Here is a 22,466-nt window from a genome sequence, read left to right as displayed (position 1 = left end):
GCCTAATGCTGCTTGGCATAGATTTAGGAACAGGCTCTGCTAAGGCATTGCTCCTAGCGACAGACGGAACCACTATAGGTGAAGCATCAAGCTCTTATGCTGTTCATTCACCCCACCCTGGATGGGCTGAGTCGGAAGCAGAAGATTGGTGGTTAGCTGTTGCCTCGGCTGTTAGGAAGGCAGTGGGAGATCGCGCTGATGGGGTACAGGCGATCGCACTTTCAGGACAAATGCACGGTGTTGTCCTAGCTTCGGAGTCTGGTCAGCCCCTGCGTCCTGCTATCCTCTGGGCAGATACTCGCTCTAGTGCCACGCTTAACACTTATCATTCGCTCGATGCCGCTATTCTAGAGCGATTGGGCAACCCGATTACGGCTGGAATGGCGGGGCCAACTTTGTTGTGGCTACGAGAACACGAGGCTACTGTCTACACCGAAGCGCGTTGGGCACTCCAGCCAAAAGATTGGCTGCGGTTACGGCTGACTGGAGAAGTTGCAACCGAACCATCTGATGCTAGTGGTACTTTGCTTTACGATGTTGTGTCGGACAACTGGGCTGGGGAAGCAATCGGGGCGATGAATCTACGTGGTGATTGCTTACCAAAAATTATTCCCTCAAGTGCGATCTCCGGCTACCTAACAACTATTGCTTCAGAGCATCTTGGCTTACCTGTTGGCTTACCTGTTATCGCTGGTGCTGCGGATACCGCAGCGGCGGCACTTGGTAACGGACTACTAGAGCCTGGATTAGTTCAACTAACCATCGGCACAGGCGCTCAAATTATTACAGCTCGATCGCAACCAATTATCGATCGTCATGGTCGTACACATCTCTATCGAGCCGCCGTACCGAAACAGTGGTACAGCCTTGCAGCCATGCAAAATGCGGGGTTAGCGCTTGAGTGGGTGCGAGGTATCCTCGGCTTGAGCTGGCAGCAAGTTTATACTAAAGCGTTTTCTGTTCCCCCAGGATGTGAAGGATTGACATTTTTGCCATACCTCACGGGTGAGCGAACTCCACACCTTGACCCTTATGTACGCGGCGCATGGGTGGGGCTGGGACTTCATCACACACAGGGGCACCTGATGCGGGCAGCTTTAGAGGGAGTTGCTTTTGCCTTGCGACAAGGTTTTGAGGCACTTGAGGCAACAGGTTTTAAGGCCACAGAAGTGCGTTTAGCAGGCGGGGGAACGGCAGAAATGCCTTGGAAACAATTACTGACTGATGTATTAAGAATACCCCTCTATGCAACTACAGTTGCTGCTGCTTCTGCGCGTGGTGCTGCTCTACTGGCGGGTATCGGAATTGGTGTATACGCAGATGCTAATGACACCATCAAAATGGTAGCCGCACCAACGCTTGCTGCAAGTCCGCAATCAGTTGATCCAACCCTAGAAGAGGCTTGGATGCGATATCAATCCCTTTACCCACGACTTAAAAATATCTGATCGGCATTTTATCAAAGTAATAATTGAGTCTTTATCAAAATTTAATTCTCACCATGTATAAAGAGTTGCAAAAATTTTTAACCCTATGTAAAAAATTTTTTTCTTAAAAACTCTCATTAAGTCTAGCAATTAAACACTTTAAAGGTTAATAAAAAACTATAACAATTAAAATGATATATAAGGCAGATTAGCTGGTATTAACCTTTTGACTCGGAGGTTTAAATTTGCTGCTGAAAGTAGTATTGAATAGTCATCCGTAAGTAGAGAATATAGAGAATATAAAAGTGCTTCAAAGGATATGACATCTACTATATTTTGGCAGCAATACCTTGCAATCAAGATCTACCATTGAAAGCCTCCATTGGTTGATGGCTGACAGCTTCGACCGCCAGCAACTCAACGATTCACAACAAAAGCGCGTTGGAATTAATTGGGGTAGTTGACGCTCCCCCGTCACAGCGTAGCTTGACGGGGAATTCTGCCTTCACAGTTTGATACCAAGTAAAAGCAGTGCCTTTACTTAGTCTTACTCTCGCTCCAGAAGCTACGGAGGTATGTCCTACGTCTCAAATTTGTACACCTTGATCTCTAATGTATTTAGCTGCATTGATGTTTCTATCCTGGTGAGGCAGACATTAGGGTATTCCCACTTTTTGATATCTAATGAAAGCCAATTTACAGCAGATTGCAAGCTTATAGACCGCAATATCAGCATTTAGAAAACCAATTTCTTAGATATTGAGTATTAATTAAAGAAAGTGCGAAGTGCGACCAGAATTGAGTAAGTTTGGAGGCGAGGTAAAACACAATTATTAAACGATCATCAAGTACCTAAAGACCATAAACTTGTCTAATTAAGGGGGGGTTACATACTGTTAAATAGCTCTCTTTACTCCTGCTTACCTACTTATCAGATGGAAGAAACTTGAGTTAAATAATGACATAATCTTCGCCCAAAATAGCTTGATTAACCTGCGGTTCCGGCTCTATTGGGTCGCTGTAATGAGTGTCAATGTATTTCATGAAACTTTCCCGGTAAGCTTTGAGATGCGAGTTAAGTGCTTCGATATCCTGCTCTCCTGTCGCAAAACCCCTCTCTCTTCTGAAGTGACCGGATTCCTTAACAAAAGCCATGTCAACTTGCCACAAAGCTGAATCCACCGGGCGATATGACAAATCAACAATATCGTAAGCTGCAAACCCTTGGGACTTCATAAAACTCATTACATCATACATCTGACCGAACAAAGTAACTTCTACAATTACATATTCAGTCTGCTGCAAAATCTCAGTTGCTCCTGCTAAAACATCTAATTCCTGTCCGTCTACATCAACTTTAATTAAATACGGGCCTGGCAAATTTCTTTCCCTGGATATTCCATCCAGGGTAATTGCTGGTATGTTTCTCAAATAAGGATTGCTGCTGTCAGTAACGCGATTTTCAGAAAGTGAAGAATGCACCATACCGGGACTGACGTTGAGGGTGAAAACTCCCGCTTCTTTGCTCGCCGCAGCGATAATGTATTCTGCACTTTTGAGCTTGCGGCAAATTTTGGCCAGATAAGGTTCATTTTCGGCGATGGGCTCAATTAGCAAATGTCGGGAATTGGGGAAAGTTTCGTAAAGGTTAAAAGTTCCCAATGCCGCGCCGACATCAATCACAGTTTTGGGTTCAAAACCTAACTGTTTAGCCAGCAGCAAGCTGCCTGACATGGAGTTTCTGAGAATTCCTGTTTGTTGTTGGTTCACAATTTTTTCCTCATTTCAAGGTGAATATAATTAATATTATGTCTTGTGGCAGAGTTATTGTATGTCCGAATAAAGAAACGAAGCAATCGAAATCTTGGCGATTGCTTCCCTTCGGATCGCAATGACAGAAAGAGGTTTTAACTGAGATGTTGCACCATTCTCAATAAGCTTTTTATGGACAGGCAAGATGTGAGTTTCAATGCAACCTCCTACTATTTTGGGGATTTCTGCGCCTTGTTTTCCGGTTCTACAGATTGCAAAGCTTCGTCGAGAATGGCACGCGCTTCTTCAGCTTTACTTCTAGCTTCTCGATAGCGGACATTAGCTTGAGCAAAGTTTTTTAGAACCTTGAAACCATCTTTCAAACGACCAATTTCCTCGGCAGTCACAGCCTCATCGGTAAACAAAATGTCGATCGCCGCCCGGATTTTGAGTGCTTCTTCGCGGGATTCCATCACTTTCAATTTGAGACTTGCCAAATTGCTCAAAATCTGGACAGCTTCAGTAATCGCGTCCTCCCCTTCAGACGCAGCATCTTCGATATCCTTAACTTCAACAAACTGCTTGGGCCCAAATCCCTCCACGAGTTCCGTAGGCAGCTTGCCCTCATCCATGAGATCCATCAGCCGATCCATCGCTTCTTCACGGGCTTTGGCTGAATCTTTCCCCTTGACAGTTAAAATAATTTCGGGGCTTTGAGGAAGTGTATAGCGAACCATATTTTGACAGCCTGTGCGCGAAAACAATTGAATGATATTTTATCTTTATTCGATCGCCAGTTGCAGCTATCAATCTGCTCCATTACCAACCGCTGGCCAAAAGTTGACACATATACACTCAAAAGGAACCCTCGGCAATGAAAGATAAATTTCTTAACTTGCTTAACTTCATTCTAGTAGCTGATGTATTTTTCGTCTTTGCCAGTTTTGCGTGGTTTGCAATCGCAGTAGCAGGTCGATCGACCGGCGTGAATCTCGGTTTTGATTTGTGGTACAGTCTCTGGCAGCCCGTATTTAATCCCGCCCTCGGAATTCTTATGGGTGGTGCTATTCTCAGCGGTATAATTAACCAAGTTTCTAAACGCCTCAATCCGAAGTAAAATTGATGTTTTGTTGGAGACGGTGATTGGCGATGCTACTTAGTTAGCGATCGAACTTGTGGGATGCGTCAGAGATGAGGCACTCCATTAGGTCGATGAAGCTTGAAAATACATAAGTAGTCACAAGTGAGTGAAACACTCCCCAAAGGAGCGATCTCTTATGAAAGCAATCACAAAAGTTATGATTGCTTTACATTCTGTTACAGGGTAAAGCTTATTTTCGTCTACCTATTTAGGTCGGAAATAAGGATGGGACGATCGGGATCTAAAAAAAATCAAGTCATGTTCTGAGTAACAAAAGTCGGGCATTAATTATGGGAGAACAAAAATGTATCGGTATCCTCACCAGCGGGGGTGACTGTGCAGGATTAAACGCAGTTATCCGAGCCGTTGTCCACCGCGCAACCGGAACTTACAATTGGAAAGTGATGGGCATTCGTCAAGCCACCAAGGGACTGATGAGTCGTCCGCCTCAAGCAATTCCCTTGGATATTGAGAAAGTAGACTCGTGGCTCACCATTGGCGGTACGATGCTAGGCACGACAAATGAGGGCAATCCTTTTGCCTTCCCGATGTCTGATGGAAGTCTACGCGATCGTGCTGAGGATATTATCGAAGGCTATCACAAACTAGGTTTGGATGCCTTAATCGGCATTGGTGGCGATGGCAGTCTTGCCATTCTCAGGAAGATTGCTCTACAAGGCAATTTGAATTTAGTTGCTATTCCTAAAACTATTGATAATGATGTCGGAATTACTGAGCGTTCTATCGGTTTTGATACGGCTGTCAATATTGCTACTGAAGCACTAGATCGCTTGCATTTTACTGCGGCTAGTCACAGTCGCGTTATGATTGTTGAAGTCATGGGACGCGATGCCGGACATATTGCGATCAGTGCCGGAATTTCTGGGGGAGCTGATATAATTCTGATTCCGGAAATCCCTTACAAAATTTCCCAAATCTGTGCCCAAATTCAAGAACGCCAAGACCGGGGAAAAAACTACTGTTTAATTATAGTAGCGGAGGCAGTTCGCACAGAAGCAGGCGAGTTAGTAATGCACACAAATCGCTTAGGTCAAAGTCGATTAGGCGGAATAGGTCAGTATTTAGCTGATACAATTTCTGACTGTAGCGGTGCAGAAACTCGCGTCACTGTTTTGGGACATACTCAACGCGGGGGAACTCCTTCACCGCTAGAAAGATTAATTGCTTCGGCTTTTGGCGTGGCAGCAGTTGATTTAGTTGCCGAAGAGAAATACGACTGCATGGTATCTTGGCAAAAGCGGGAAGTTGTGAGCGTTCCTCTGGAAGATGCGATCGCCAAATACAGACCTGTAGAGTTCAATGGTACTCTGGTTAAAACGGCCCGCGGTTTAGGGATTTGTCTGGGAGACTAAACAATTACCCATCCGATTTCTCAAAGATTTAGTCCGGGACGCACTCAGAAGCAAGAAACCGGGTTTTTCAACCGAGACTGAGGGTTTTAAGCCAGTGTATTGTTGTAAAAAAACCAAGGTGATGACCGTCTGTGCTTCCAGGACTAAGATCGACCTGGAAGCAGTGACGTTTCAACTTTTTAGTGTAACTTGCAATCAGTTGCGATCGAGTATCGACCCAGAGCGCGATCGCACTCGGAACTACAAAATACCGCAACAAGTAGAAAGGTGAGAAATTGACACCATTTACTGCACAAATTAGAGTGCGCCATTACGAAATGGACGCCCTCGGTCATGTCAATAATGCTGTCTACCAGCATTATTTAGAACACGCTGCGATCGAACATTTAGAACATTTGGGATTTACACTAGATCGCTACCGGGAACTGGGCGGCGTCTTTGTAATGCGGCGAATAGAGATTGACTATTTGCGATCGGCCGCTGCGGGCGATCGATTGGAGATATCTACTTGGATCGAACAAATGCGCGGCCCGCGCGCTGTCCGCCGCTACGAAATTCGCTTAGCTGGAAGTGACGAAATCTTGTTAAAAGCCGAGGCGCTTTGGGTTTGGGTTGAAGTTACCACCATGCGACCGCGAGCAATTCCCAAACAAATAATTGATATTTTTGAATCACAATCTCAAGCATTACCAACATAGATAAAAAATCAACTATTATATTTGCAAAATCCTGTAAAAATCTATTGGTTTGTAGTGAGGACTTCCGTGCTCTATTCCACGTTTGTAAAATTGCAAAAAGTTGATTGTCGCCGGGGCCGCAAATTCCGATGGCAAAAAGTCGGATTGCCCGCCTGCCAGTTTGGATGCCACAGAGGTACGATGGAATATAGGGAGGGAGGCCAAGCCGGCGAAGGTTAAGCTTGGTGACAATACCCACAGGAAGGAAAAAATGACACTTAACTTGCGGCGACCGATTTTAATAGGCGGAATAGGACTTTCAGCAGCGCTGTGGCTGCTGGAAACTCTACAGCATTCGGGTTCAGAAATGGGCGAAACGGCACTCATCGGCTTGGCTGCTGCCGGTGCGGGGTATTGGTGGTGGAAGCAACAATCCCCCAAACTGGAACTTGCACTCCCGGAACCCCTGGCGAACCGGGAAGCAGCCGAAAAAGCGATCGCGGCTTCCGAAGCAGCAATTAAATTGCTAGCCTCAGAAGCTCCAAACTCCGCCGATCCGGCGAATCTAACAGCAAAGCTCGATCGGCTCAGAAGCGAGTTAGACAGACAAGATTTGCGGATTACCGTCACGGGTGGCAAAGCTGTCGGCAAAACTGCCTTAATTCAAGTTTTAAATTCTAATTGGGCATCTCAACACCCGCAAAAGCTTAGTTTACAAGAAACAGCACCGCTATTTGCCAATACAAATGCCGATGCCAAAATCAACGGTGATTTAGTGCTGTTTGTAACAGCGGGCGACATCACAGATTCCGAATTTAAAACATTATCTCAACTAGCTTCTGCAGGTCAGCGCGTGCTGCTAGTCTGGAACAAACAAGACCAATATTTGCCAGAACAGCAGTCGCAGGTTTTGAACTCTTTGCAGCAGAAAATGCAAGGAATATTGGGTACAGAAGAGATAATTGCGATCGCAGCTTCTCCCAATTCTATTAAAGTGCGCCAGCACCAAGCGGACGGCACATTTAAAGAACGGATTGAAAAGCAAGTCTCTCAACTCGACGGGCTGACGGAAAGATTGACTAAAATCTTAACTGAAGAACGGCAACAGTTGGTCTGGGCGAGTGCAGTGCGCGAGGCTGCAAGTATCAAGTTAGAGGCAAAAACCTTCTTAAATGCGGTCAGGCGCGATCGGGCAATTCCCATTATCGAACAATATCAGTACATCGCCGCAGCCACCGTGTTTGCTAATCCGGTTCCCGCTTTAGACTTGCTAGCAACAACCGCCATCAGCACCCAGCTCGTAATCGACCTCGGCGCTATCTACAAGCAACAGTTTTCCTTAGACCAAGCTAAGACAGTAGCTGGAACTTTGGCTAATCAAATGTTCAAATTGGGATTAGTAGAAATGTCTACCCAAACTATTACTGGACTGCTGAAAAGCAATGCCGTCACCTATGTAGCCGGAGGCGCGGTGCAGGGAATTAGTGCAGCATATTTTACCAGAATAGCAGGACTGAGTTTAATTGAATATTTCCAAAGTCAAGAACTGGAAAATGCTGCCAAAGGCATTTTCAGTCTCGATCAGTTGACTAAAACTTTGCAAGCAGTATTTACGCAAAATCAGCAAGTTTCCTTCTTGCAATCTTTCGTCAACCAAGTGGCGAGTCGCCTTTCATCTCAGGTATCTGGGCCCGAAACCGTTAAGTCGGCGGCCAATTAAGTAAAATAAAGGAACAGGCATCTTGCCTGTTCCACAAGACAGTTTTTCTGTTGTGGAACAGGCATCTTTCCTGTTCCCCGGCCGAACCAGGCAACCAGTTAATATTTTCCTTCTTCCTTCTGCCTTCTGTTATACAATCAAATAAAGTTTGCACGATGATACAAACTCAACCAAAAATACTAAGCTTTGAAGAATTTCTAGAAGATAAATCCGAAAACAGATGCTACGAACTCCACGACGGGGTAATGGTTGAAATGCAGCCAACAGGAGAACACGAAGATATCACAGCATACCTTGTTCAAGAATTTACGCTGCTCTACACCCAACTGCAACTTCCATACCGCATTCCCTCGAAAGCGCTAGTTAAGCCACCAGCTAAAGATACAGGATATATTCCTGATGTTTTGCTATTAAACCGTCAGGCTTTAGCGTCGGAACCCTTATGGTTGAAGTCAGCAACAATCACCCAAGGAACATCTATCCCGCTACTTGTTGAAGTTGTCAGTACCAACTGGCGCGACGATTATCTCAAAAAGTTGGCAGATTACGAAATGATGGGCATCCTCGAATATTGGATTGCGGATTATGCTGCATTCGGCGGAATACGTCATATTGGCGACCCCAAAGAACCCACCATCTCGGTTTGCCAGCTTGTGGACGGAGAGTATAGAATTACACAGTTCAGAGGGAGCGATCGCATTATTTCACCTACATTTCCCAATATGGAGCTGAACGTCGATCAAATTTTCCGAGGCGGCGCCTAGTGTTAGGGAAAAGAACAGGCAAGATACCTGTTCCACAAAATTTTTTTTTATTGTGGAACGGGCGGGCTATCCCGTTCAATATTTTTTGGAAAACTCACAACTGAAAAATTATAAATTTATGGAAAAGTGTATTAAAATAAGAAATAGGATTTATAATTCGACGATAAATTATACCTGCTTAAAAAAGCCGATCGCCAATGGCTGACAATTCCCTTCAAGAAAATCGCTTATCCCTAGCCCGTGCCAGTTTGCGCGAATCCCTGGCGCGCTATTCCCACCTGCGCCAAGGGAAAAAAAACTCGAATAATACAGAATTAGAAGCGGCGCTGCAATATCAGTTAGATATCTTAACTTCCACCTCAGAAAAACTAGACCACAACGTCATCCGCATTGCTACTTTCGGCTTAGTCAGCCGCGGCAAGTCAGCCGTATTAAACGCGCTTTTAGGTCAAAAAATTCTGCAAACAGGCCCTCTCAACGGCGTGACTCAGTGGCCGCGTTCCGTGCGCTGGAGTGTGCCTTTATCCTTCCTTGACAGCGACGAATCCCCCCAACCCCCCCTCGGCAAGGGTGAGAAAGGAGGGGTGCAAGTAGAATTAATCGATACTCCCGGACTTGATGAAGTTGGTGGCGAAGTGCGCGGCGAAATGGCGAAACAAGTAACTCGCCAAGCTGACTTAATTCTGTTTGTCGTTGCAGGCGATATCACTCGAACTGAATATCAAGCACTGTGCGAATTGCAAACAGCTCAAAAACCTCTGATTTTAGTTTTTAATAAAATTGACCTTTATCCAGAATTAGACAGAAAAGCTATTTACCAAAGTTTGCAAGCGCTGGGAAATTCAGAACAGTTAGCAGCCGCTAAGGTAACAGAGGAAACAGATAGCGAAAATTTGTCCGATCGCCCAAACAACTCCTCCGATAAATCTACCGCAAAATCACCGCCTAAAATTGCCAAATCATTAGAAATAGTCATGGTAGCCGCCGAACCCGCGCCGGTGCAAGTGCGGGTGGAATGGTCCGACGGAAGAGTAACTAACGAATGGGAGTCGCCGCCCGCGCAGATAGACGAACTCAAACATAAAATTCTCACAATTCTTAACAGAGAAGGTCGATCGCTCCTCGCTCTAAATGCTTTAGTTGAAGCTAGAGATGCCGAAGCACACATTGCCCGTCACGTTCTCAAATTGCGGCAAACAGAAGCCGAAGATTTAATCTGGCAATTTGCAAAATATAAAGCTTTGGCTGTCGGTTTAAATCCAGTGGCATTCTTGGATGTAATGGGAGCAAGTGTCGCAGATTTAGCCTTAATTCGCTCTTTATCCAGACTTTACGGCTTACCCATGACTGGTTACGAAGCCGGCAAACTTTGGCAGACTATTTTCTCCAGTGCTGGCGGCGTACTTTTGGGAGAATTGGGTAGCAGTTTTCTGTTGGGATTTGGCAAAAGTGCGGCGGCTGCGGCCCCGCACATCGGCTTTTCTACTTTTGCCGGAGTCGCTGTAACTCAAGCTAGTTTAGCAGCTTACGGAACCTATGCTGTCGGTCGCGCCGCCCAAGTTTACTTAGAAAAAGGCTGCACCTGGGGCCCCCTGGGACAAGATACGGTAATTCAAGAAATTCTCGCCACCATCGAGCGTAATACAATTATCGATCGCTTGCAGCAAGAGTTTAAAATTGGCAATTAAAAATTGCCCTAGTAGTTGAGTAGGGTTCGTCAGCAGAGGGTTATTTCTTAATAATCGAATAGCTAGGATCTGACGCACCCTACTGCTTTTATTCTTATACAAGTGTCAAAAAAAAATGCAACTGTAGCTAAGCTTCCAACCACGATCTTCATCCGTGATTCCCAATTATTTAATCTAAAATCGAAAATCGTATTACCGTCTCGCGATTCTCACACCTTCCCTAAAATGCGCGATCGTCGCAATTACCGCTATAGAAAAGTAAAATATTCTAATCAGCCAAAAACAAACCCGCATTGACCAAGAAACAATAGTCGGAGCAATACCTGTGAACTGTACAAATCGGGAATTAACTTTTTTTTCAAAGCTGTCAAGGTCTTTCATCTCCGATTGTTTCGTCGGAATAACCGGAAACTGACCAGTATATACGTAATAACCGATAAAACCTGACAATCCTACTTTTCTATTCAAAAATGAGTTAGTTAATGTTGCAGTTTCTGGAGGCGATAATTTATCCGATTCTCCTACTTTTTCCAGCCAAGAATTATATCTGATGGCTGGCGTAATCATGAACACTAAGGGAACTATAACTATCAACAAAGCTGCACTAATTTTGCGACCGTATTTAGGGTGTAGAAGATTTGTCGCCACACCCACTCCCATACCGATAAAAGCAAATATCAATATATTTAACAGTTCAATAATTTCGATACCCCTCAACAAATCACCGATAATCAGAATTGTATATAATAATTTGTCTGCTAGTAGCAGAGCGGCCCACTTGATCAGCATTGAAACGCCTACAATAGTAGCTACAATTGCTACATACCCGATGCCACCTAGAACGTACAGTAAAATAGAACCGACTTGTTTAAATGATTGCATGGAATTATTCACTCTTGTGAAAGTTGAGGAGTCCAATTGACAAAAAAACTAGAAATTTTAGCTCAATCTGGAGTTCCAAATTTGAATTTTAAAATTGATTAGCTTCAAATCTTGAAATCAATCTACAATCTACAATCTACAATCGATCGACAAGTTCCCGCGCCGCCGCTTTGGTGACTTGTGCGATCCGTTCTGTCACAACATCCTCTTCGATCGCCCTCTGGTCTGTCTCTTGTTCGCGATCGATCCCCAACCATAAAAGATACTCGATATTACCGGCCGGGCCAAGTAAAGGCGACCACGTTAAGCCGCGTTGCTGCCATCCTAAAGCTGTGGCTGCCTTCCACACTTGAAAAATCGCATCAGCTTGAGTTGCTGAGTCTCTCACTACGCCTTTTTTTCCGACTCTCTCGCGCCCTACCTCAAACTGCGGCTTTACCAGCAACACCGCTTCTCGCGGTGGTACCAACAATTCCCACAGCGCGGGTAAAATCTTATCCAGGGAAATAAACGACACATCTACTACCGCCAAATCTGCTCGCTCAGAGTCGCCGTAAAGCTCAGCAGCAGTCATGTACCGCAAATTGGTGCGTTCTTTCAAAATTACTCTCGGATCGTTACGCAAGCCCCAATCTGCTTGACCGTAGCCAACATCTACGCCGTATACTAGGACGGCCCCGGCTTGCAGCAAACAGTCGGTAAAACCGCCTGTGGAAATGCCGCCGTCGAGACAAATTCTGCCTGCAACGGGAATCGCAAAAACTTCTAAAGCTTTGGCTAATTTGTCGCCGCCTCTAGAAACATAGCGCGATCGCTCTTTAATCTGAATTTTTGCTGCGATGTCAACCTCCGTGCCCGGTTTGTCAACTACCTGTTGGTTGATGGAGACTTTCCCAGTCCTAATCAAAGCCTGAGCTTGCTGTCTGGAACTGCACAAATCTAGGCTGACCAATAATGTGTCTAGTCGCTGTTTAGCCAAGGTTTTTAATCTGTACGGATAGGGTTAAGAACAGTACCAGATTAGCACTTACGCAGAAGCCCCACTGCTAATTTTTGGCGATTATTTTGGTTTTGCGATTGTCGCGGGGCGATCGCCCCTAGGTCACAGGATGTGACTGAGATCGCTCTGATTGTGTAGTTGGATCACAGATAAACATTCATAGAATCACACAATAATTTTTGTGACTAGCGGATGATTTATATGGAGCTAAAAGCGCTACACATACCATCCGGGCGATCGACCATGAAAATAATTAACTTTCCTATCAGAAATCAGGGCAATTGTCAAGAAAATCCCCTGGCATTCATCAGCGGTGATATCATCCACATTCTTTACCCCAACGGCGAAGTAGAAGCAACAACCGTCACACAAATCGATCTGCGCCAAACCAAAAATCCCCTGGACAAATGCCTCGTCTGGGGATGTGTTGACGATTTTTAGCACCAGTTTCAAACAAGAATGCAATTAGAGGGAAGCTCCACACCCTTAATTCATCAGTCATTCCCAATTATTCAAATTTTTAATCTATAATTTTTAATCGGAAATCTTTAATCTAAAATTGTATAACCCATAAAAAAAGATCGCTTGGAGGCTGTGAGGCCAAAAAAAGCGATCGATCTAAGTGCTGCTAACTGCCAGCCAAAAATGCAATTTACTGCTACAAGAACTAGCAAATTGACTTAAATATCTTGTTCGCTCAATTCGCGAATCATGTAATCAAAAGGCTGCTCCAAAAAAGGCCCCACAGACAAGCCAGCAGCTTCCACCTGAGCCTTAACCATCTCCTTCATAATGCTAATTCCCATCACCGTCGGGCCAATGGGAACGCTTAGAGAATTGTAAGTTTCCCGCAAACCTTGCAGCACGCGCTCGTCGAGCACATCGGTACTTCCAGCCACCAGGGCGTAAGTAGCATAGCGCAAGTAGTAGTCCATATCCCGCAGACAAGCCGCGTAGCGACGAGTCGTGTAGGCATTTCCCCCGGGACGGATCAGTTCCGGCTGTTCAGCAAATAGCTGGATACCAGCTTGCTTGACGATTGCCGCAGCATTGCTGTTAATCGCCGCCGCCGCCTGTACCCGTGCCGTGCCCGTTGCAAAATAAGATTTCAACCGATCGATACCATCTCGGTCTAAATACCTACCAGCAACATCATAATTTTCAATCAGGCTCGTCACTGCATCGCGCATAAGTTTCTCTCCCAAAAATCTTTATCAATACTTTGCTATCTGAGACAGACCGCCTATTGTAGACTACTACAAATCGGCGTTTGATTAAGATTTGAGATGGGATTTTCACTCTAGGTAGTCTATCCTCGGCAAACGGCAGCAAAATTCAGCCGCCTGCCTTGTATCTTCAGCCGAAAAATAATCCGCAGGGCAAGAATCACGAACTGCCAGGCCGCACTGGGCAGCAATTTCAAAATTTTGTAGCCATAGATACAAAATAGTGGATACTGAAGGCCTACGATCGCCCAAACAGTCTGAAATCGGCCGATCGCCAAGAAACAACCAATATCAGGAGTAAGTCATGTTCCAGACACCCCAAGAAGCCTTAAACTACATAAAAGAAAATAAGATCCAGATCGTTGACCTCAAATTCATCGATATGCCGGGGATCTGGCAACACCTTTCCCTGTACCACGACCAAATAGACGAAAGCTCATTCACAGACGGCGTACCCTTCGACGGTTCCAGCATTCGGGGCTGGAAAGCAATCAACGAATCAGACATGACGATGGTCATCGATCCGACCACCGCTTGGATGGACCCGTTCATGGCAGAACCGACCATCAGCTTCATTTGCAGCATCAAAGAACCCCGCACCGGGGAACCGTACAGTCGCTGTCCCCGCACCATTGCCCAAAAAGCCATAGACTACTTGCTTTCGACCGGTCTCGGCGATACAGCATTCTTTGGCCCGGAAGCAGAATTCTTTATTTTTGACGACGTTCGCTTCGACCAAACCCAAAATTCCGGCTACTATTACGTAGATTCGATCGAAGGTCGCTGGAATTCCGGCAAAGAAGAAGCAGGCGGCAACCTCGGCTACAAACCGCGTTACAAAGAAGGTTATTTCCCAGTAGCACCAACCGATACCTCACAAGACATGAGAACGGAAATGCTGCTGACAATGGCAAAATGCGGCGTACCCATCGAAAAGCACCACCACGAAGTCGCCACCGGCGGTCAATGCGAACTCGGTTTCCGCTTTGCCACTTTAGTACAAGCCGCCGACTACTTGCTGACTTACAAATACGTGATCAAAAACGTCGGCAAAAAATACGGCAAAACCATCACCTTCATGCCCAAACCGCTGTTTAACGACAACGGTTCCGGGATGCACGTTCACCAGTCGATTTGGAAAGACGGCCAGCCTCTATTTGCAGGCGATCAATATGCAGGTTTCAGTCAAATGGGACTGCATTACATCGGCGGCATTCTCAAGCACGCACCCGCACTTTTGGCAATCACCAACCCCACGACCAATTCCTACAAGCGTTTAGTTCCAGGCTTTGAAGCGCCTGTAAACTTAGCTTACTCTCAAGGAAATCGATCGGCATCAGTGCGGATTCCGTTGTCGGGAACCAACCCGAAAGCCAAGCGGTTAGAATTCCGCTGTCCCGATGCCACATCAAATCCCTATTTAGCATTTGCAGCGATGCTGTGCGCCGGCATTGACGGCATCAAGAATCAAATCGATCCGGGCGAACCTTTGGACGTGGATATCTACGACCTTTCCCCAGAAGAATTGAGCAAGATTCCTTCGACGCCTGGTTCATTGGAAGGCGCTTTAGAAGCTTTGGAAAAAGACCACAGTTTCTTAACTGAAACCGGCGTATTTACCGAAGACTTCATCCAAACCTGGATTTCCTACAAACTCGACAATGAAGTCAACCCGATGCGGCTGCGTCCTCACCCCTACGAGTTTGCTCTCTACTACGACTGTTAGAAGAAAATTAATAATTAAAAATTAAAAGTTAAAACTGGGATTATACCATTTTTAACCTGTAATTTTTAATTAATAAGAACGCCGCCTTTAAAAGCGGCGTTTTTTTCGAGTTTAGAACTTCTGGATCAGAGCCCAGACTCTCCCGTTACCCGACACTATCTGGGCAACGCTGTTAGTAGTAGGGCCCATTGTAGCCTCAGAAACATCCTCTACAGCCCATTTAGTTGCTTTCTCATCAACAATAAATAAATCGTCAGGAGTAGTGCCTTCCTGAACCCGATATATCTTATTCAAAATGAAACGCTGTCGCGCCTCAGCTTTTGGTATGCCGGTAACTTCATCAGGATCGATAGAGAGGGCACTGCCTTCTTTTAATGTACCTTTCGAGTTACTTAAATTGCGATCGTCCCTTTGAGCAACCTGCACGCCGTGAAGCTGTAAACAAGGCTCTGTCTCAGAGATATTCGAGACACCAGCTAGCGCTCCACTTTTTCCCAAACCGAGAACCGCTGCCAAAGGCATCAAAATTAGCAAAAGCTTGACATGATTCACCGTATTTATACTCCGCATATTTGTGAGATTATGCACTCATTCTAAATTAGCAATTAGCAATTAACAATGACTAAACGATGTCCGATATTTTTGTGATGATCCGCAATCAGAGTAACGTCGCCATGACTTCAGTTGACGGCATTGCGTTTGTCACTTTACTGACTCAAGAAGGACGAGTGCTGGCCGAGGAGACAGTTGACCTGTTTGAGGCCGATGTGAATTTTGATAACCTGAAGCCAGGAAAATATACTGTAGTTGTCAGGCATGAAGGCGTTGAACCTCGATCGGCAACTTGTAGTGTTACAATCACCGATGAAGATAAAGTAATCATGCTGACATTTGTTTACTTGGAACTAGAACGGGTGCTGCTGGGCATTCAAACTTCAACAGAAGAAAGACTATGACCGTGAAAGTTACTCCGCCAAATTCAATTAAAATGTTTCGCTATCGAGTACATTTCTTGGCAAAAGACCTCTGGAGGGAAAAAAACCCGGTTTGTCGGATGAATCTGGCTTTACAGTTAGCTGATGTGGCGACAACTCTGGCTAGGTTAGAAGTAGAAGAGGCGCGAAAATTTCAACAAGAGTCTGCTAGTGTTGAGACCCAAGACTCGAGGGAACCTGAAAAGTTTTGAGTGTATGAGGTTGCTTTCTGCGATCCGCGCAACCCTTGCGCGATCGCAGTTTAAAAAAATAATCTAACTGTATAAAAGCTCCCAACTCTGATAATCATCAATAATTTTTAATCTAAAATCTAAAATCTAAAATTGTATGACTGGCAACTCCAAACTATTGTCATTGGTTGAGCTAGTAAAAAAACTGTCTGTATAAAATTGACTCTCCGTGCTAAACAATAACTTTCTGCCTTGCGAGGTAATTGGTTGTCGAAAAAACTGCGTTACACTTATATAAGTATCTTTACAAAACAACATAAAAGCATGACTGTTGCCTACCCCCGCAAGCTACGCAACGCAATGGGAGCGCGCGAAATTTTAGCTAATGTAGTGCGCGATCGCGAAATTCACCTGATCACCCTCAACCGCTACCGCTACAGCGAACAGCGCAGTTGCAAAGACCTCACCGACGTGATCGAACGGCTAGACGGGGAACCGGCCGAACTCGTACGCGACCTCTCCCGGCACATTTCCGACGAAGCGCGACACGCTATGTGGCTCACCGACTTGCTGGTAGACCTCGGCCAAAATGTGGGAACGCCGCCGGGAATCTCCTACATTGACGAATTTGACCGCCTGCTGGACAAAGATATATACGACCCGAAACGCAACCTCGATGACAGTATAATTGCAGGCTTAGTCGCAATCAATGTCACCGAAAAGCGTGGCTGCGAATACTTCTCAGCGCACATCCACGCCCTCAAACAGGCTCCCCAAACCGCAGAAAACGTCAAAATCCGCGAAACCATCGAAAAGATTTTTCCAGAAGAAGCTGGTCACGTCCGCTGGGGCAACCGCTGGCTGGCCAAAATCGCCGACAAAAGCCCGGAACACCGCCAAAAGGTGGAACAGGCAAAGCGCAAGTATATGGCGATCGAACAAGCAGCATTTGAATCGGGAATGGATATCATGCTGGGGGCAGAACTGCGTCGCGTCACCCGCCTCGTGGATATTGCCAACACCATGCCGATGTGGGAACGCCCGCAATACCTGATGGAACGCTTGCCCGCAACCCTGCTGGCCCCCGACCTGCAAATGACCAGAGTCGATGTAGCTCAGCGCGCCTGGAACCGCGACCCGCAGGCATTTATGGAGAAATTGGTGCCCATGTTCCTCAACGGCTTGAATACCATTGAGAAGAAGCCCGCGGCGACTAAGCCCAAGGCTTAAAAACGATCGCGAACCTGGTTGAAACCGCTCTGCAAGTCAAACTTGCGTCTGCCTCCGCAAACAAGCGAGCTCTACTGGTTCCCAGGCATAGCCTTGGAACCAGTTATTTAAAATCATAATTTTAAGCTTTAGCAAGTAAACTGATTATTGGAATAGTTTTCCATCTAAATATAATTATGACTACCAGCGAGCCGAACATACAAACAGCTTCCGCAGAAAGCCTATCGAGTGAAAGCGCGATCGCCTCCGAGCAGGTCGAAAAAGCCACAGCCGTCACCTATGCAGAAGAAATTGAAACTGTCATCGCCAGCATGGCTGTAGACCAAAAAGTGATGGTCGGTCAAAGTGAAGCTGGCGGACATCTTTGGAAGTTTAAGTACGGCAGTGTTGAAGTGTTCGTGCAACTCACGGGCGAAACCGAAGAGGATACTTTGACTGTTTGGGCTTTTGTACTGCAGTTGCCAGCGAAGAATGAAGCTCAATTAATGCGGAAAATTCTAGAAATGAATTGGCTGTCTACTTTAGAAGCTCATTTTGCCATTGTTGATAATCAAGTTGCCGTAGTATCGACTCGGACGATGGCGGAAATCTCGGCCGGGGAAATTTCTCGGGTTATTACTATTGTCGCCACGATCGCCGATGACAATGACGATATTTTGCAAGCAGAATTCGGTCTGTAGTCATTAGTTAACAGTTAACAGTCAACAACTAACAGTTAACAGTTAACAGTTAACTAATATGCAGGCCCTGCGATCCAAGCAATAGTGATTCCTAACCCCAAACCCACAAGCACTTGAAAAGGAGTGTGTCCCAACAACTCTTTCAGGCGAGCCTCATTAAGGTTGTGATCTTCCTCAAAAAACTCGTCAATAATTTGGTTGAGGATGCGAGCTTGCTTGCCTGCAGCTTGGCGGACGCCTGCTGCGTCATACATCACAATAATTGCAAAGATCGCAGCGATCGCAAAATCCGGACTTTCCCATCCCATCGTTTGTCCGACTCCAGCAGCCAAAGCGCCCACAAAAGACGAGTGAGCGCTGGGCATTCCCCCCGTTGTTACCAAATACCGAAGATTAAACTTGCGATTTTTGACCAACTCGATCGGCAGCTTCATGATCTGAGCCGCCAGACAAGCGAGCAAAGCAACCACGAGTACATGATTGTTTAAGATGGCGCTGCAAATTTCCTGCATAGTGTTTGGTATTTCTAGTTACTCCGGCTGGTAATAAAATCGGCTATCGCCAGCAGCGGTAGAGCTTTGCTCCCAAACACTGCCAATTGAGCCTTAGCATCAGCAACAAGCTGCGAAGCTTGGCGCCGAGACTCCTCAATTCCCCACAAACTCGGATAAGTGACTTTCCCTGCTTGAACATCTTTGCCAGCAGTTTTGCCCAGTTCTTCTTGGGTAGCAGTAATATCCAAAATGTCGTCAACGATCTGGAAAGCCAGCCCAATATTTTGAGCGAAACGAGACAGCCGCTGCAAATCTGCTGCTGAGGCCCCAGCCAGAATTGCCCCACAAACTACGCAGGCCTCTAACAGCGCGCCTGTTTTGTGAGCGTGAATGTAATTCAAAGTTTCCAGAGAAACATCTGTCTTTCCTTCCGATTCCAAATCAACCACCTGACCGCCTACAAGTCCAGCAGCACCCGATGCCCGCGCTAAATGGGCGATCGTCTGCAACACCTGCTGGGGGGGTACGTTCTGAGTTTTAGTGGCGATAAATTCAAAAGCATAGGTCAACAAACCATCGCCAGCCAAAATGGCGATATCCTCGCCGTAGACTTTGTGGTTCGTCAGTTTGCCGCGCCGGTAGTCGTCATTGTCCATTGCCGGCAAATCGTCGTGAATCAGCGACATCGTGTGGATCATTTCCAAAGCGCAAGCTGTGGGAATTGCCATAGATGTAGTGCCGCCGGCCAGTTCGCAGCTAGCCAGACACAGGATCGGACGCAGGCGCTTGCCCCCCGCTAGCAGCGAGTAGCGCATTGCTTCGTAAATTTTCTCTGGGTAGATGACCGGCAGTGCACTGTCGAGAGCTACCTCGATCGCCTCTTTTCGATTGACTAGATAAGTAGATAAATCGAAAGAGGATTCCGGTTGGGACGAACCCATTTCTGTTGCCAATACCATCCCTTGCTCTCTTGTACTGAATAGTTACGTGGGATATTGTGATCCGTTGGGGTCGGATCGTGCCGACTTTTACGGCGGTAGTTGCTCGAACTCCGAGCATCAATTAATCATTCTACGGGTGTTGTTGCACAGAAAATCTTTGAGTTTTGATAACTTTGTCAATTTACCAGTCAATCTCAAATTTACAATCTCAAATATCAAATCCGCTGCTGAAGTCTGGCGACTTCCAAAAAGCGCTGCACCGCCGCCGTTGGATCGCTGCGCCAAATCAGAGCGATCGCCACAATGCAGGTTGATTCTGGTAACGCTTTGTAAACAACCCCGCTGCGTTGAAAATTTTGCATTGATGCCGGGACGATCGCCACTCCCATCTCGGCCGCTACCAAGCTGACAATTGTCTGCATTTGAATTGCTTCTTGAGCCGCGCGAGGGCTAAAACCTGCTTGCTGACAAAGACTGACGATCGCATCGTACAATCCCGGAGCCTGGGATCGGGGAAATAGGATGAACGGTTCCGTGGAAAGTTCGCGTAATTCAAGATGCGTGCGATCGGCCGCCGGATGCGTTTCTGGCAGTGCCACGATCAGCGGTTCTCGAAAAATGATTTCAGAATTTATCCCGTCTTCCTCAACCGGAGGGCGCACGAAGCCGATATCAATTTGCCCGAACCGCAGCCGCTGCAACTGTTCGTTTGTCGTCAGTTCGTGCAGTTCGAGCTTGACGGCGGGACACCGAGTGCGAAAAGCCTGCAAAATCGCTGGAACCACGTTGTGTGCTGCGGAACTCACAAAGCCGATCGTCAATTGTCCGAGTTCGCCCCGACTGGTTTGTCGGCCGAGTTGAATTGCTCGATCGACTTGCTGCAGAATTTTCCCGGCCTCCTCGAAAAAAACCTGTCCCGCTGCCGTTAACTGCACCGTCCGCTTGGTGCGGCGAAACAGTTGAAACCCCAATTCTGCCTCCAAATGCTGGATTTGTTGGCTCAGCGGAGGTTGGGCAATATGCAGTTTTTCGGCTGCGCGAGTGAAATTCAGTTCCTCTGCAACTGCAATGAAATAACGCAAATGCCGAAGTTCCATAGCTCCCCAATCATTTATATTTTAAAAGTATAAGTTGTGAGTCAAACATATATTGGACATTAATGATGATATTTCATACAGTGATTAATAGGCGACATTGAAAATTAAACAATGGCTAATTTGGATATCAAAATTAGAGAAGCAGAGCTAGCAGATTTGGAATTAATCATGGATTTTATCTCGCAAAAAAGCGAATTTGATGGATCTAAAAATTTGTTGGCAGCAACAGCAGATAAATTGCAGCAAACGTTGTTTTGCCAGCCTCTGCTAGTGCGGGTTTTGTTGGCTGAAGTTGCAGGAACAGCGGTAGGCTTTGCTCTTTTTTATTCCTCCTATTCAAGTTTATTGACGCAGCCGTGTCTTTGGCTTGATGATTTATTTGTGCGAGATCCTATGCGAGGAATGGGAGTCGGCACAGCGCTGTTAAAGTATTTGGCACAAATTGCTGAGTCCACAAATTGCGGGCGTATGGAATGGACTGTTAATACTGGCAATGCGCCGGGAATTGCTTTTTATGAAAAGCAGGGAGCGCGCATTTTGGAAAATATTAGGGTTTGCCGAATCGAGGGAAGTGCGATAGCCCAACTCGCCAACAAATAAGTTGGTTGGTTTTGTGAAGAAGAATTTTTTTAACCGCAGAGAACACAGAGAACACAGAGAAATAGAAGACAAATTTAGGGTAGTTATCATGGCACAAAATTCTTGGAATACCGCTCTTTATGAGAAAAATCATGCTTTTGTTTGGCAGTACGGCGAATCTCTTTTGGAGTTACTTGCTCCGAAGGCTGGTGAACAAATTCTGGATTTGGGCTGCGGTACGGGACAGTTAACTGAAAAGATTGCTCAAAGTGGTGCTTTGGTGCAAGGTATTGATTCATCTTTGTCGATGATTTCCACGGCCAAAGTTAACTATCCTCACATCAAGTTCGATACAGCGGATGCGATGACTTTTCAAGTAGAAGAGCCGTTAGATGCTGTGTTTTCTAATGCGGTTTTGCATTGGATTAAACAGCCGGACGCTGTGATTAATTGTGTGGAAAAAGCGCTGAAGCCTGGAGGGCGTTTTGTGGCTGAGTTTGGCGGTAAGGGGAACGTGGGGGCGATCGTCCGGGCAATTTTGAGTGTTTTGTCAGAAATTGGCTGCCAGGAGCCTGAAGCGCTTAATCCTTGGTATTTTCCGAGTATTGGCGAGTATGCTGGGCTTTTGGAAAAGCAGGGATTTGAGGTTAGTTATGCCGTTTTGTTCGATCGCCCGACTTCCCTAGAAGGTGGCAGCGCGGGTATGGTAAATTGGATTGAAATGTTTGCTGGCGAGTTTTTGTCGGGGTTGTCTGATGGTGTGCGATCGCAGGTAATGAACTCCGTTGAAGAGCGTTTGCGGCCGACGCTGTACCGCGATGGTAATTGGATTGCAGATTATCGCCGAATTCGCGTTGTTGCTGTCAAAAATTCCTATTGACAAATATAAGGCTACAAATCTCCC

The 22,466-nt window shown here is 46.1% G+C and carries 25 protein-coding genes; 16 read left to right on the top strand and 9 right to left on the bottom strand.

Translation table 11 applies throughout. The features are described from left to right. Positions 1-5 precede the first annotated feature (5 nt). Positions 6-1,448 carry a xylulokinase gene (gene xylB, locus QUA33_RS01605; protein WP_333097073.1) on the top strand — a complete coding sequence of 481 codons (1,443 nt, stop codon included), beginning with the start codon at positions 6-8 and terminating at the stop codon, positions 1,446-1,448. Positions 1,449-2,378: 930 nt separating this feature from the next. Here the strand turns inward: xylB and QUA33_RS01600 are convergent. After that, positions 2,379-3,197 (bottom strand): FkbM family methyltransferase, encoded by an 819-nt coding sequence (locus QUA33_RS01600; RefSeq protein ID WP_333098759.1) that lies wholly within the window; start codon positions 3,195-3,197, stop codon positions 2,379-2,381. Between the two features lie 212 nt (positions 3,198-3,409). Next, positions 3,410-3,916 carry a hypothetical protein gene (locus QUA33_RS01595; protein ID WP_333145925.1) on the bottom strand — a complete coding sequence of 169 codons (507 nt, stop codon included), beginning with the start codon at positions 3,914-3,916 and terminating at the stop codon, positions 3,410-3,412. A gap of 137 nt (positions 3,917-4,053) precedes the next feature. Between QUA33_RS01595 and QUA33_RS01590 the strand changes: the two genes are divergently transcribed. The 7 genes from QUA33_RS01590 (at position 4,054) to QUA33_RS01560 (ending at position 10,542) form a co-directional block, all read left to right on the top strand. Continuing rightward, positions 4,054-4,296 (top strand): hypothetical protein, encoded by a 243-nt coding sequence (locus tag QUA33_RS01590; protein WP_333069256.1) that lies wholly within the window; start codon positions 4,054-4,056, stop codon positions 4,294-4,296. A 314-nt stretch (positions 4,297-4,610) separates the two neighbouring features. Beyond that, a complete protein-coding gene (locus QUA33_RS01585; RefSeq protein WP_333145923.1) occupies positions 4,611-5,693 on the top strand; it encodes an ATP-dependent 6-phosphofructokinase in 1,083 nt (360 codons plus the stop codon). A 121-nt stretch (positions 5,694-5,814) separates the two neighbouring features. Beyond that, entirely contained in the window at positions 5,815-5,964 is a 150-nt protein-coding gene (locus QUA33_RS01580) for a hypothetical protein (RefSeq protein WP_333145920.1), read from the top strand. Positions 5,965-5,968: 4 nt separating this feature from the next. Beyond that, entirely contained in the window at positions 5,969-6,391 is a 423-nt protein-coding gene (locus QUA33_RS01575; protein WP_190735045.1) for an acyl-CoA thioesterase, read from the top strand. Positions 6,392-6,641: 250 nt separating this feature from the next. Further along, positions 6,642-8,090, top strand: coding sequence for a slr1306 family protein (locus tag QUA33_RS01570; protein WP_333145915.1), 1,449 nt, complete (start codon positions 6,642-6,644; stop codon positions 8,088-8,090). A 155-nt stretch (positions 8,091-8,245) separates the two neighbouring features. After that, the gene (locus tag QUA33_RS01565) at positions 8,246-8,854 is read left to right on the top strand and encodes a Uma2 family endonuclease (protein WP_333098775.1); all 609 of its coding nucleotides are present in this window, start codon (positions 8,246-8,248) and stop codon (positions 8,852-8,854) included. Positions 8,855-9,051: 197 nt separating this feature from the next. After that, positions 9,052-10,542 carry a DUF697 domain-containing protein gene (locus QUA33_RS01560; protein WP_333145913.1) on the top strand — a complete coding sequence of 497 codons (1,491 nt, stop codon included), beginning with the start codon at positions 9,052-9,054 and terminating at the stop codon, positions 10,540-10,542. Between the two features lie 192 nt (positions 10,543-10,734). Here QUA33_RS01560 and QUA33_RS01555 read toward each other — a convergent pair whose 3' ends face one another. Together QUA33_RS01555 and QUA33_RS01550 are read right to left on the bottom strand one after the other, a co-directional pair. Continuing rightward, the gene (locus QUA33_RS01555) at positions 10,735-11,424 is read right to left on the bottom strand and encodes a hypothetical protein (RefSeq protein WP_333145911.1); all 690 of its coding nucleotides are present in this window, start codon (positions 11,422-11,424) and stop codon (positions 10,735-10,737) included. A gap of 136 nt (positions 11,425-11,560) precedes the next feature. Then, positions 11,561-12,403 (bottom strand): TlyA family RNA methyltransferase, encoded by an 843-nt coding sequence (locus QUA33_RS01550; RefSeq protein WP_333145908.1) that lies wholly within the window; start codon positions 12,401-12,403, stop codon positions 11,561-11,563. A gap of 222 nt (positions 12,404-12,625) precedes the next feature. On the opposite strand from QUA33_RS01550, the gene QUA33_RS01545 reads away from it, so the two are divergent. Next, a complete protein-coding gene (locus QUA33_RS01545) occupies positions 12,626-12,865 on the top strand; it encodes a hypothetical protein (RefSeq protein ID WP_333145904.1) in 240 nt (79 codons plus the stop codon). 239 nt (positions 12,866-13,104) lie between these two features. Here QUA33_RS01545 and apcB read toward each other — a convergent pair whose 3' ends face one another. Next, positions 13,105-13,614 carry an allophycocyanin subunit beta gene (gene apcB, locus QUA33_RS01540; protein ID WP_333069246.1) on the bottom strand — a complete coding sequence of 170 codons (510 nt, stop codon included), beginning with the start codon at positions 13,612-13,614 and terminating at the stop codon, positions 13,105-13,107. A 340-nt stretch (positions 13,615-13,954) separates the two neighbouring features. Between apcB and glnA the strand changes: the two genes are divergently transcribed. Beyond that, positions 13,955-15,376, top strand: coding sequence for a type I glutamate--ammonia ligase (gene glnA / locus QUA33_RS01535; RefSeq protein ID WP_333145901.1), 1,422 nt, complete (start codon positions 13,955-13,957; stop codon positions 15,374-15,376). A gap of 111 nt (positions 15,377-15,487) precedes the next feature. On the opposite strand, the gene QUA33_RS01530 is transcribed toward glnA, so the two are convergent. Further along, positions 15,488-15,928: a hypothetical protein gene (locus QUA33_RS01530; RefSeq protein WP_333145898.1), complete on the bottom strand. Its 441-nt coding sequence runs from the start codon at positions 15,926-15,928 to the stop codon at positions 15,488-15,490. A gap of 77 nt (positions 15,929-16,005) precedes the next feature. On the opposite strand from QUA33_RS01530, the gene QUA33_RS01525 reads away from it, so the two are divergent. From QUA33_RS01525 to QUA33_RS01510, 4 genes are all read left to right on the top strand, one after another. Further along, entirely contained in the window at positions 16,006-16,332 is a 327-nt protein-coding gene (locus tag QUA33_RS01525; protein WP_333145895.1) for a hypothetical protein, read from the top strand. Beyond that, positions 16,329-16,562 carry a hypothetical protein gene (locus QUA33_RS01520; protein ID WP_333098786.1) on the top strand — a complete coding sequence of 78 codons (234 nt, stop codon included), beginning with the start codon at positions 16,329-16,331 and terminating at the stop codon, positions 16,560-16,562. The genes QUA33_RS01525 and QUA33_RS01520 overlap by 4 nt, the downstream gene beginning before the upstream one ends. A 303-nt stretch (positions 16,563-16,865) precedes the next feature. Then, positions 16,866-17,771 carry a ferritin-like domain-containing protein gene (locus QUA33_RS01515; RefSeq protein ID WP_333145894.1) on the top strand — a complete coding sequence of 302 codons (906 nt, stop codon included), beginning with the start codon at positions 16,866-16,868 and terminating at the stop codon, positions 17,769-17,771. A gap of 176 nt (positions 17,772-17,947) precedes the next feature. After that, the gene (locus QUA33_RS01510) at positions 17,948-18,451 is read left to right on the top strand and encodes a YbjN domain-containing protein (protein WP_333145891.1); all 504 of its coding nucleotides are present in this window, start codon (positions 17,948-17,950) and stop codon (positions 18,449-18,451) included. A gap of 53 nt (positions 18,452-18,504) precedes the next feature. Here QUA33_RS01510 and QUA33_RS01505 read toward each other — a convergent pair whose 3' ends face one another. The 3 genes from QUA33_RS01505 to QUA33_RS01495 all read right to left on the bottom strand — a co-directional run bounded on the left by QUA33_RS01505 (position 18,505) and on the right by QUA33_RS01495 (position 20,983). Next, complete coding sequence (locus QUA33_RS01505; protein ID WP_333069238.1) at positions 18,505-18,963, bottom strand: divergent PAP2 family protein; 459 nt, start codon at positions 18,961-18,963, stop codon at positions 18,505-18,507. A 14-nt stretch (positions 18,964-18,977) separates the two neighbouring features. Further along, positions 18,978-19,904: a geranylgeranyl diphosphate synthase CrtE gene (gene crtE / locus QUA33_RS01500; RefSeq protein WP_333077874.1), complete on the bottom strand. Its 927-nt coding sequence runs from the start codon at positions 19,902-19,904 to the stop codon at positions 18,978-18,980. Between the two features lie 197 nt (positions 19,905-20,101). Further along, a complete protein-coding gene (locus QUA33_RS01495) occupies positions 20,102-20,983 on the bottom strand; it encodes a LysR family transcriptional regulator (protein WP_333145889.1) in 882 nt (293 codons plus the stop codon). 111 nt (positions 20,984-21,094) lie between these two features. On the opposite strand from QUA33_RS01495, the gene QUA33_RS01490 reads away from it, so the two are divergent. Together QUA33_RS01490 and QUA33_RS01485 are read left to right on the top strand one after the other, a co-directional pair. Beyond that, positions 21,095-21,583, top strand: coding sequence for a GNAT family N-acetyltransferase (locus QUA33_RS01490; RefSeq protein WP_333145887.1), 489 nt, complete (start codon positions 21,095-21,097; stop codon positions 21,581-21,583). 13 nt (positions 21,584-21,596) lie between these two features. Beyond that, positions 21,597-22,442 carry a methyltransferase domain-containing protein gene (locus tag QUA33_RS01485; RefSeq protein ID WP_333145885.1) on the top strand — a complete coding sequence of 282 codons (846 nt, stop codon included), beginning with the start codon at positions 21,597-21,599 and terminating at the stop codon, positions 22,440-22,442. The last annotated feature ends 24 nt before the right edge of the window (positions 22,443-22,466 follow it).

The sequence above is a fragment of the Microcoleus sp. Pol14D4 genome (assembly GCF_036701245.1).
Classification (GTDB): domain Bacteria; phylum Cyanobacteriota; class Cyanobacteriia; order Cyanobacteriales; family Microcoleaceae; genus Microcoleus.
This window is presented reverse-complemented; position numbering and strand designations above follow the sequence as displayed.

Coding starts and splice junctions, on each gene's coding strand:
- QUA33_RS01520 (WP_333098786.1), top strand. CDS start 16,329: ATGACCGTGAAAGTTACTCCGCCAAATTCAATTAAAATGTTTCGCTAT.
- QUA33_RS01515 (WP_333145894.1), top strand. CDS start 16,866: ATGACTGTTGCCTACCCCCGCAAGCTACGCAACGCAATGGGAGCGCGC.
- QUA33_RS01490 (WP_333145887.1), top strand. CDS start 21,095: ATGGCTAATTTGGATATCAAAATTAGAGAAGCAGAGCTAGCAGATTTG.
- QUA33_RS01580 (WP_333145920.1), top strand. CDS start 5,815: ATGACCGTCTGTGCTTCCAGGACTAAGATCGACCTGGAAGCAGTGACG.
- QUA33_RS01570 (WP_333145915.1), top strand. CDS start 6,642: ATGACACTTAACTTGCGGCGACCGATTTTAATAGGCGGAATAGGACTT.
- QUA33_RS01565 (WP_333098775.1), top strand. CDS start 8,246: ATGATACAAACTCAACCAAAAATACTAAGCTTTGAAGAATTTCTAGAA.
- QUA33_RS01510 (WP_333145891.1), top strand. CDS start 17,948: ATGACTACCAGCGAGCCGAACATACAAACAGCTTCCGCAGAAAGCCTA.
- QUA33_RS01525 (WP_333145895.1), top strand. CDS start 16,006: ATGTCCGATATTTTTGTGATGATCCGCAATCAGAGTAACGTCGCCATG.
- QUA33_RS01585 (WP_333145923.1), top strand. CDS start 4,611: ATGGGAGAACAAAAATGTATCGGTATCCTCACCAGCGGGGGTGACTGT.
- crtE (WP_333077874.1), bottom strand. CDS start 19,904: ATGGTATTGGCAACAGAAATGGGTTCGTCCCAACCGGAATCCTCTTTC.
- QUA33_RS01590 (WP_333069256.1), top strand. CDS start 4,054: ATGAAAGATAAATTTCTTAACTTGCTTAACTTCATTCTAGTAGCTGAT.
- QUA33_RS01555 (WP_333145911.1), bottom strand. CDS start 11,424: ATGCAATCATTTAAACAAGTCGGTTCTATTTTACTGTACGTTCTAGGT.
- QUA33_RS01595 (WP_333145925.1), bottom strand. CDS start 3,916: ATGGTTCGCTATACACTTCCTCAAAGCCCCGAAATTATTTTAACTGTC.
- glnA (WP_333145901.1), top strand. CDS start 13,955: ATGTTCCAGACACCCCAAGAAGCCTTAAACTACATAAAAGAAAATAAG.
- apcB (WP_333069246.1), bottom strand. CDS start 13,614: ATGCGCGATGCAGTGACGAGCCTGATTGAAAATTATGATGTTGCTGGT.
- QUA33_RS01505 (WP_333069238.1), bottom strand. CDS start 18,963: ATGCAGGAAATTTGCAGCGCCATCTTAAACAATCATGTACTCGTGGTT.
- xylB (WP_333097073.1), top strand. CDS start 6: ATGCTGCTTGGCATAGATTTAGGAACAGGCTCTGCTAAGGCATTGCTC.
- QUA33_RS01560 (WP_333145913.1), top strand. CDS start 9,052: ATGGCTGACAATTCCCTTCAAGAAAATCGCTTATCCCTAGCCCGTGCC.
- QUA33_RS01495 (WP_333145889.1), bottom strand. CDS start 20,983: ATGGAACTTCGGCATTTGCGTTATTTCATTGCAGTTGCAGAGGAACTG.
- QUA33_RS01545 (WP_333145904.1), top strand. CDS start 12,626: ATGGAGCTAAAAGCGCTACACATACCATCCGGGCGATCGACCATGAAA.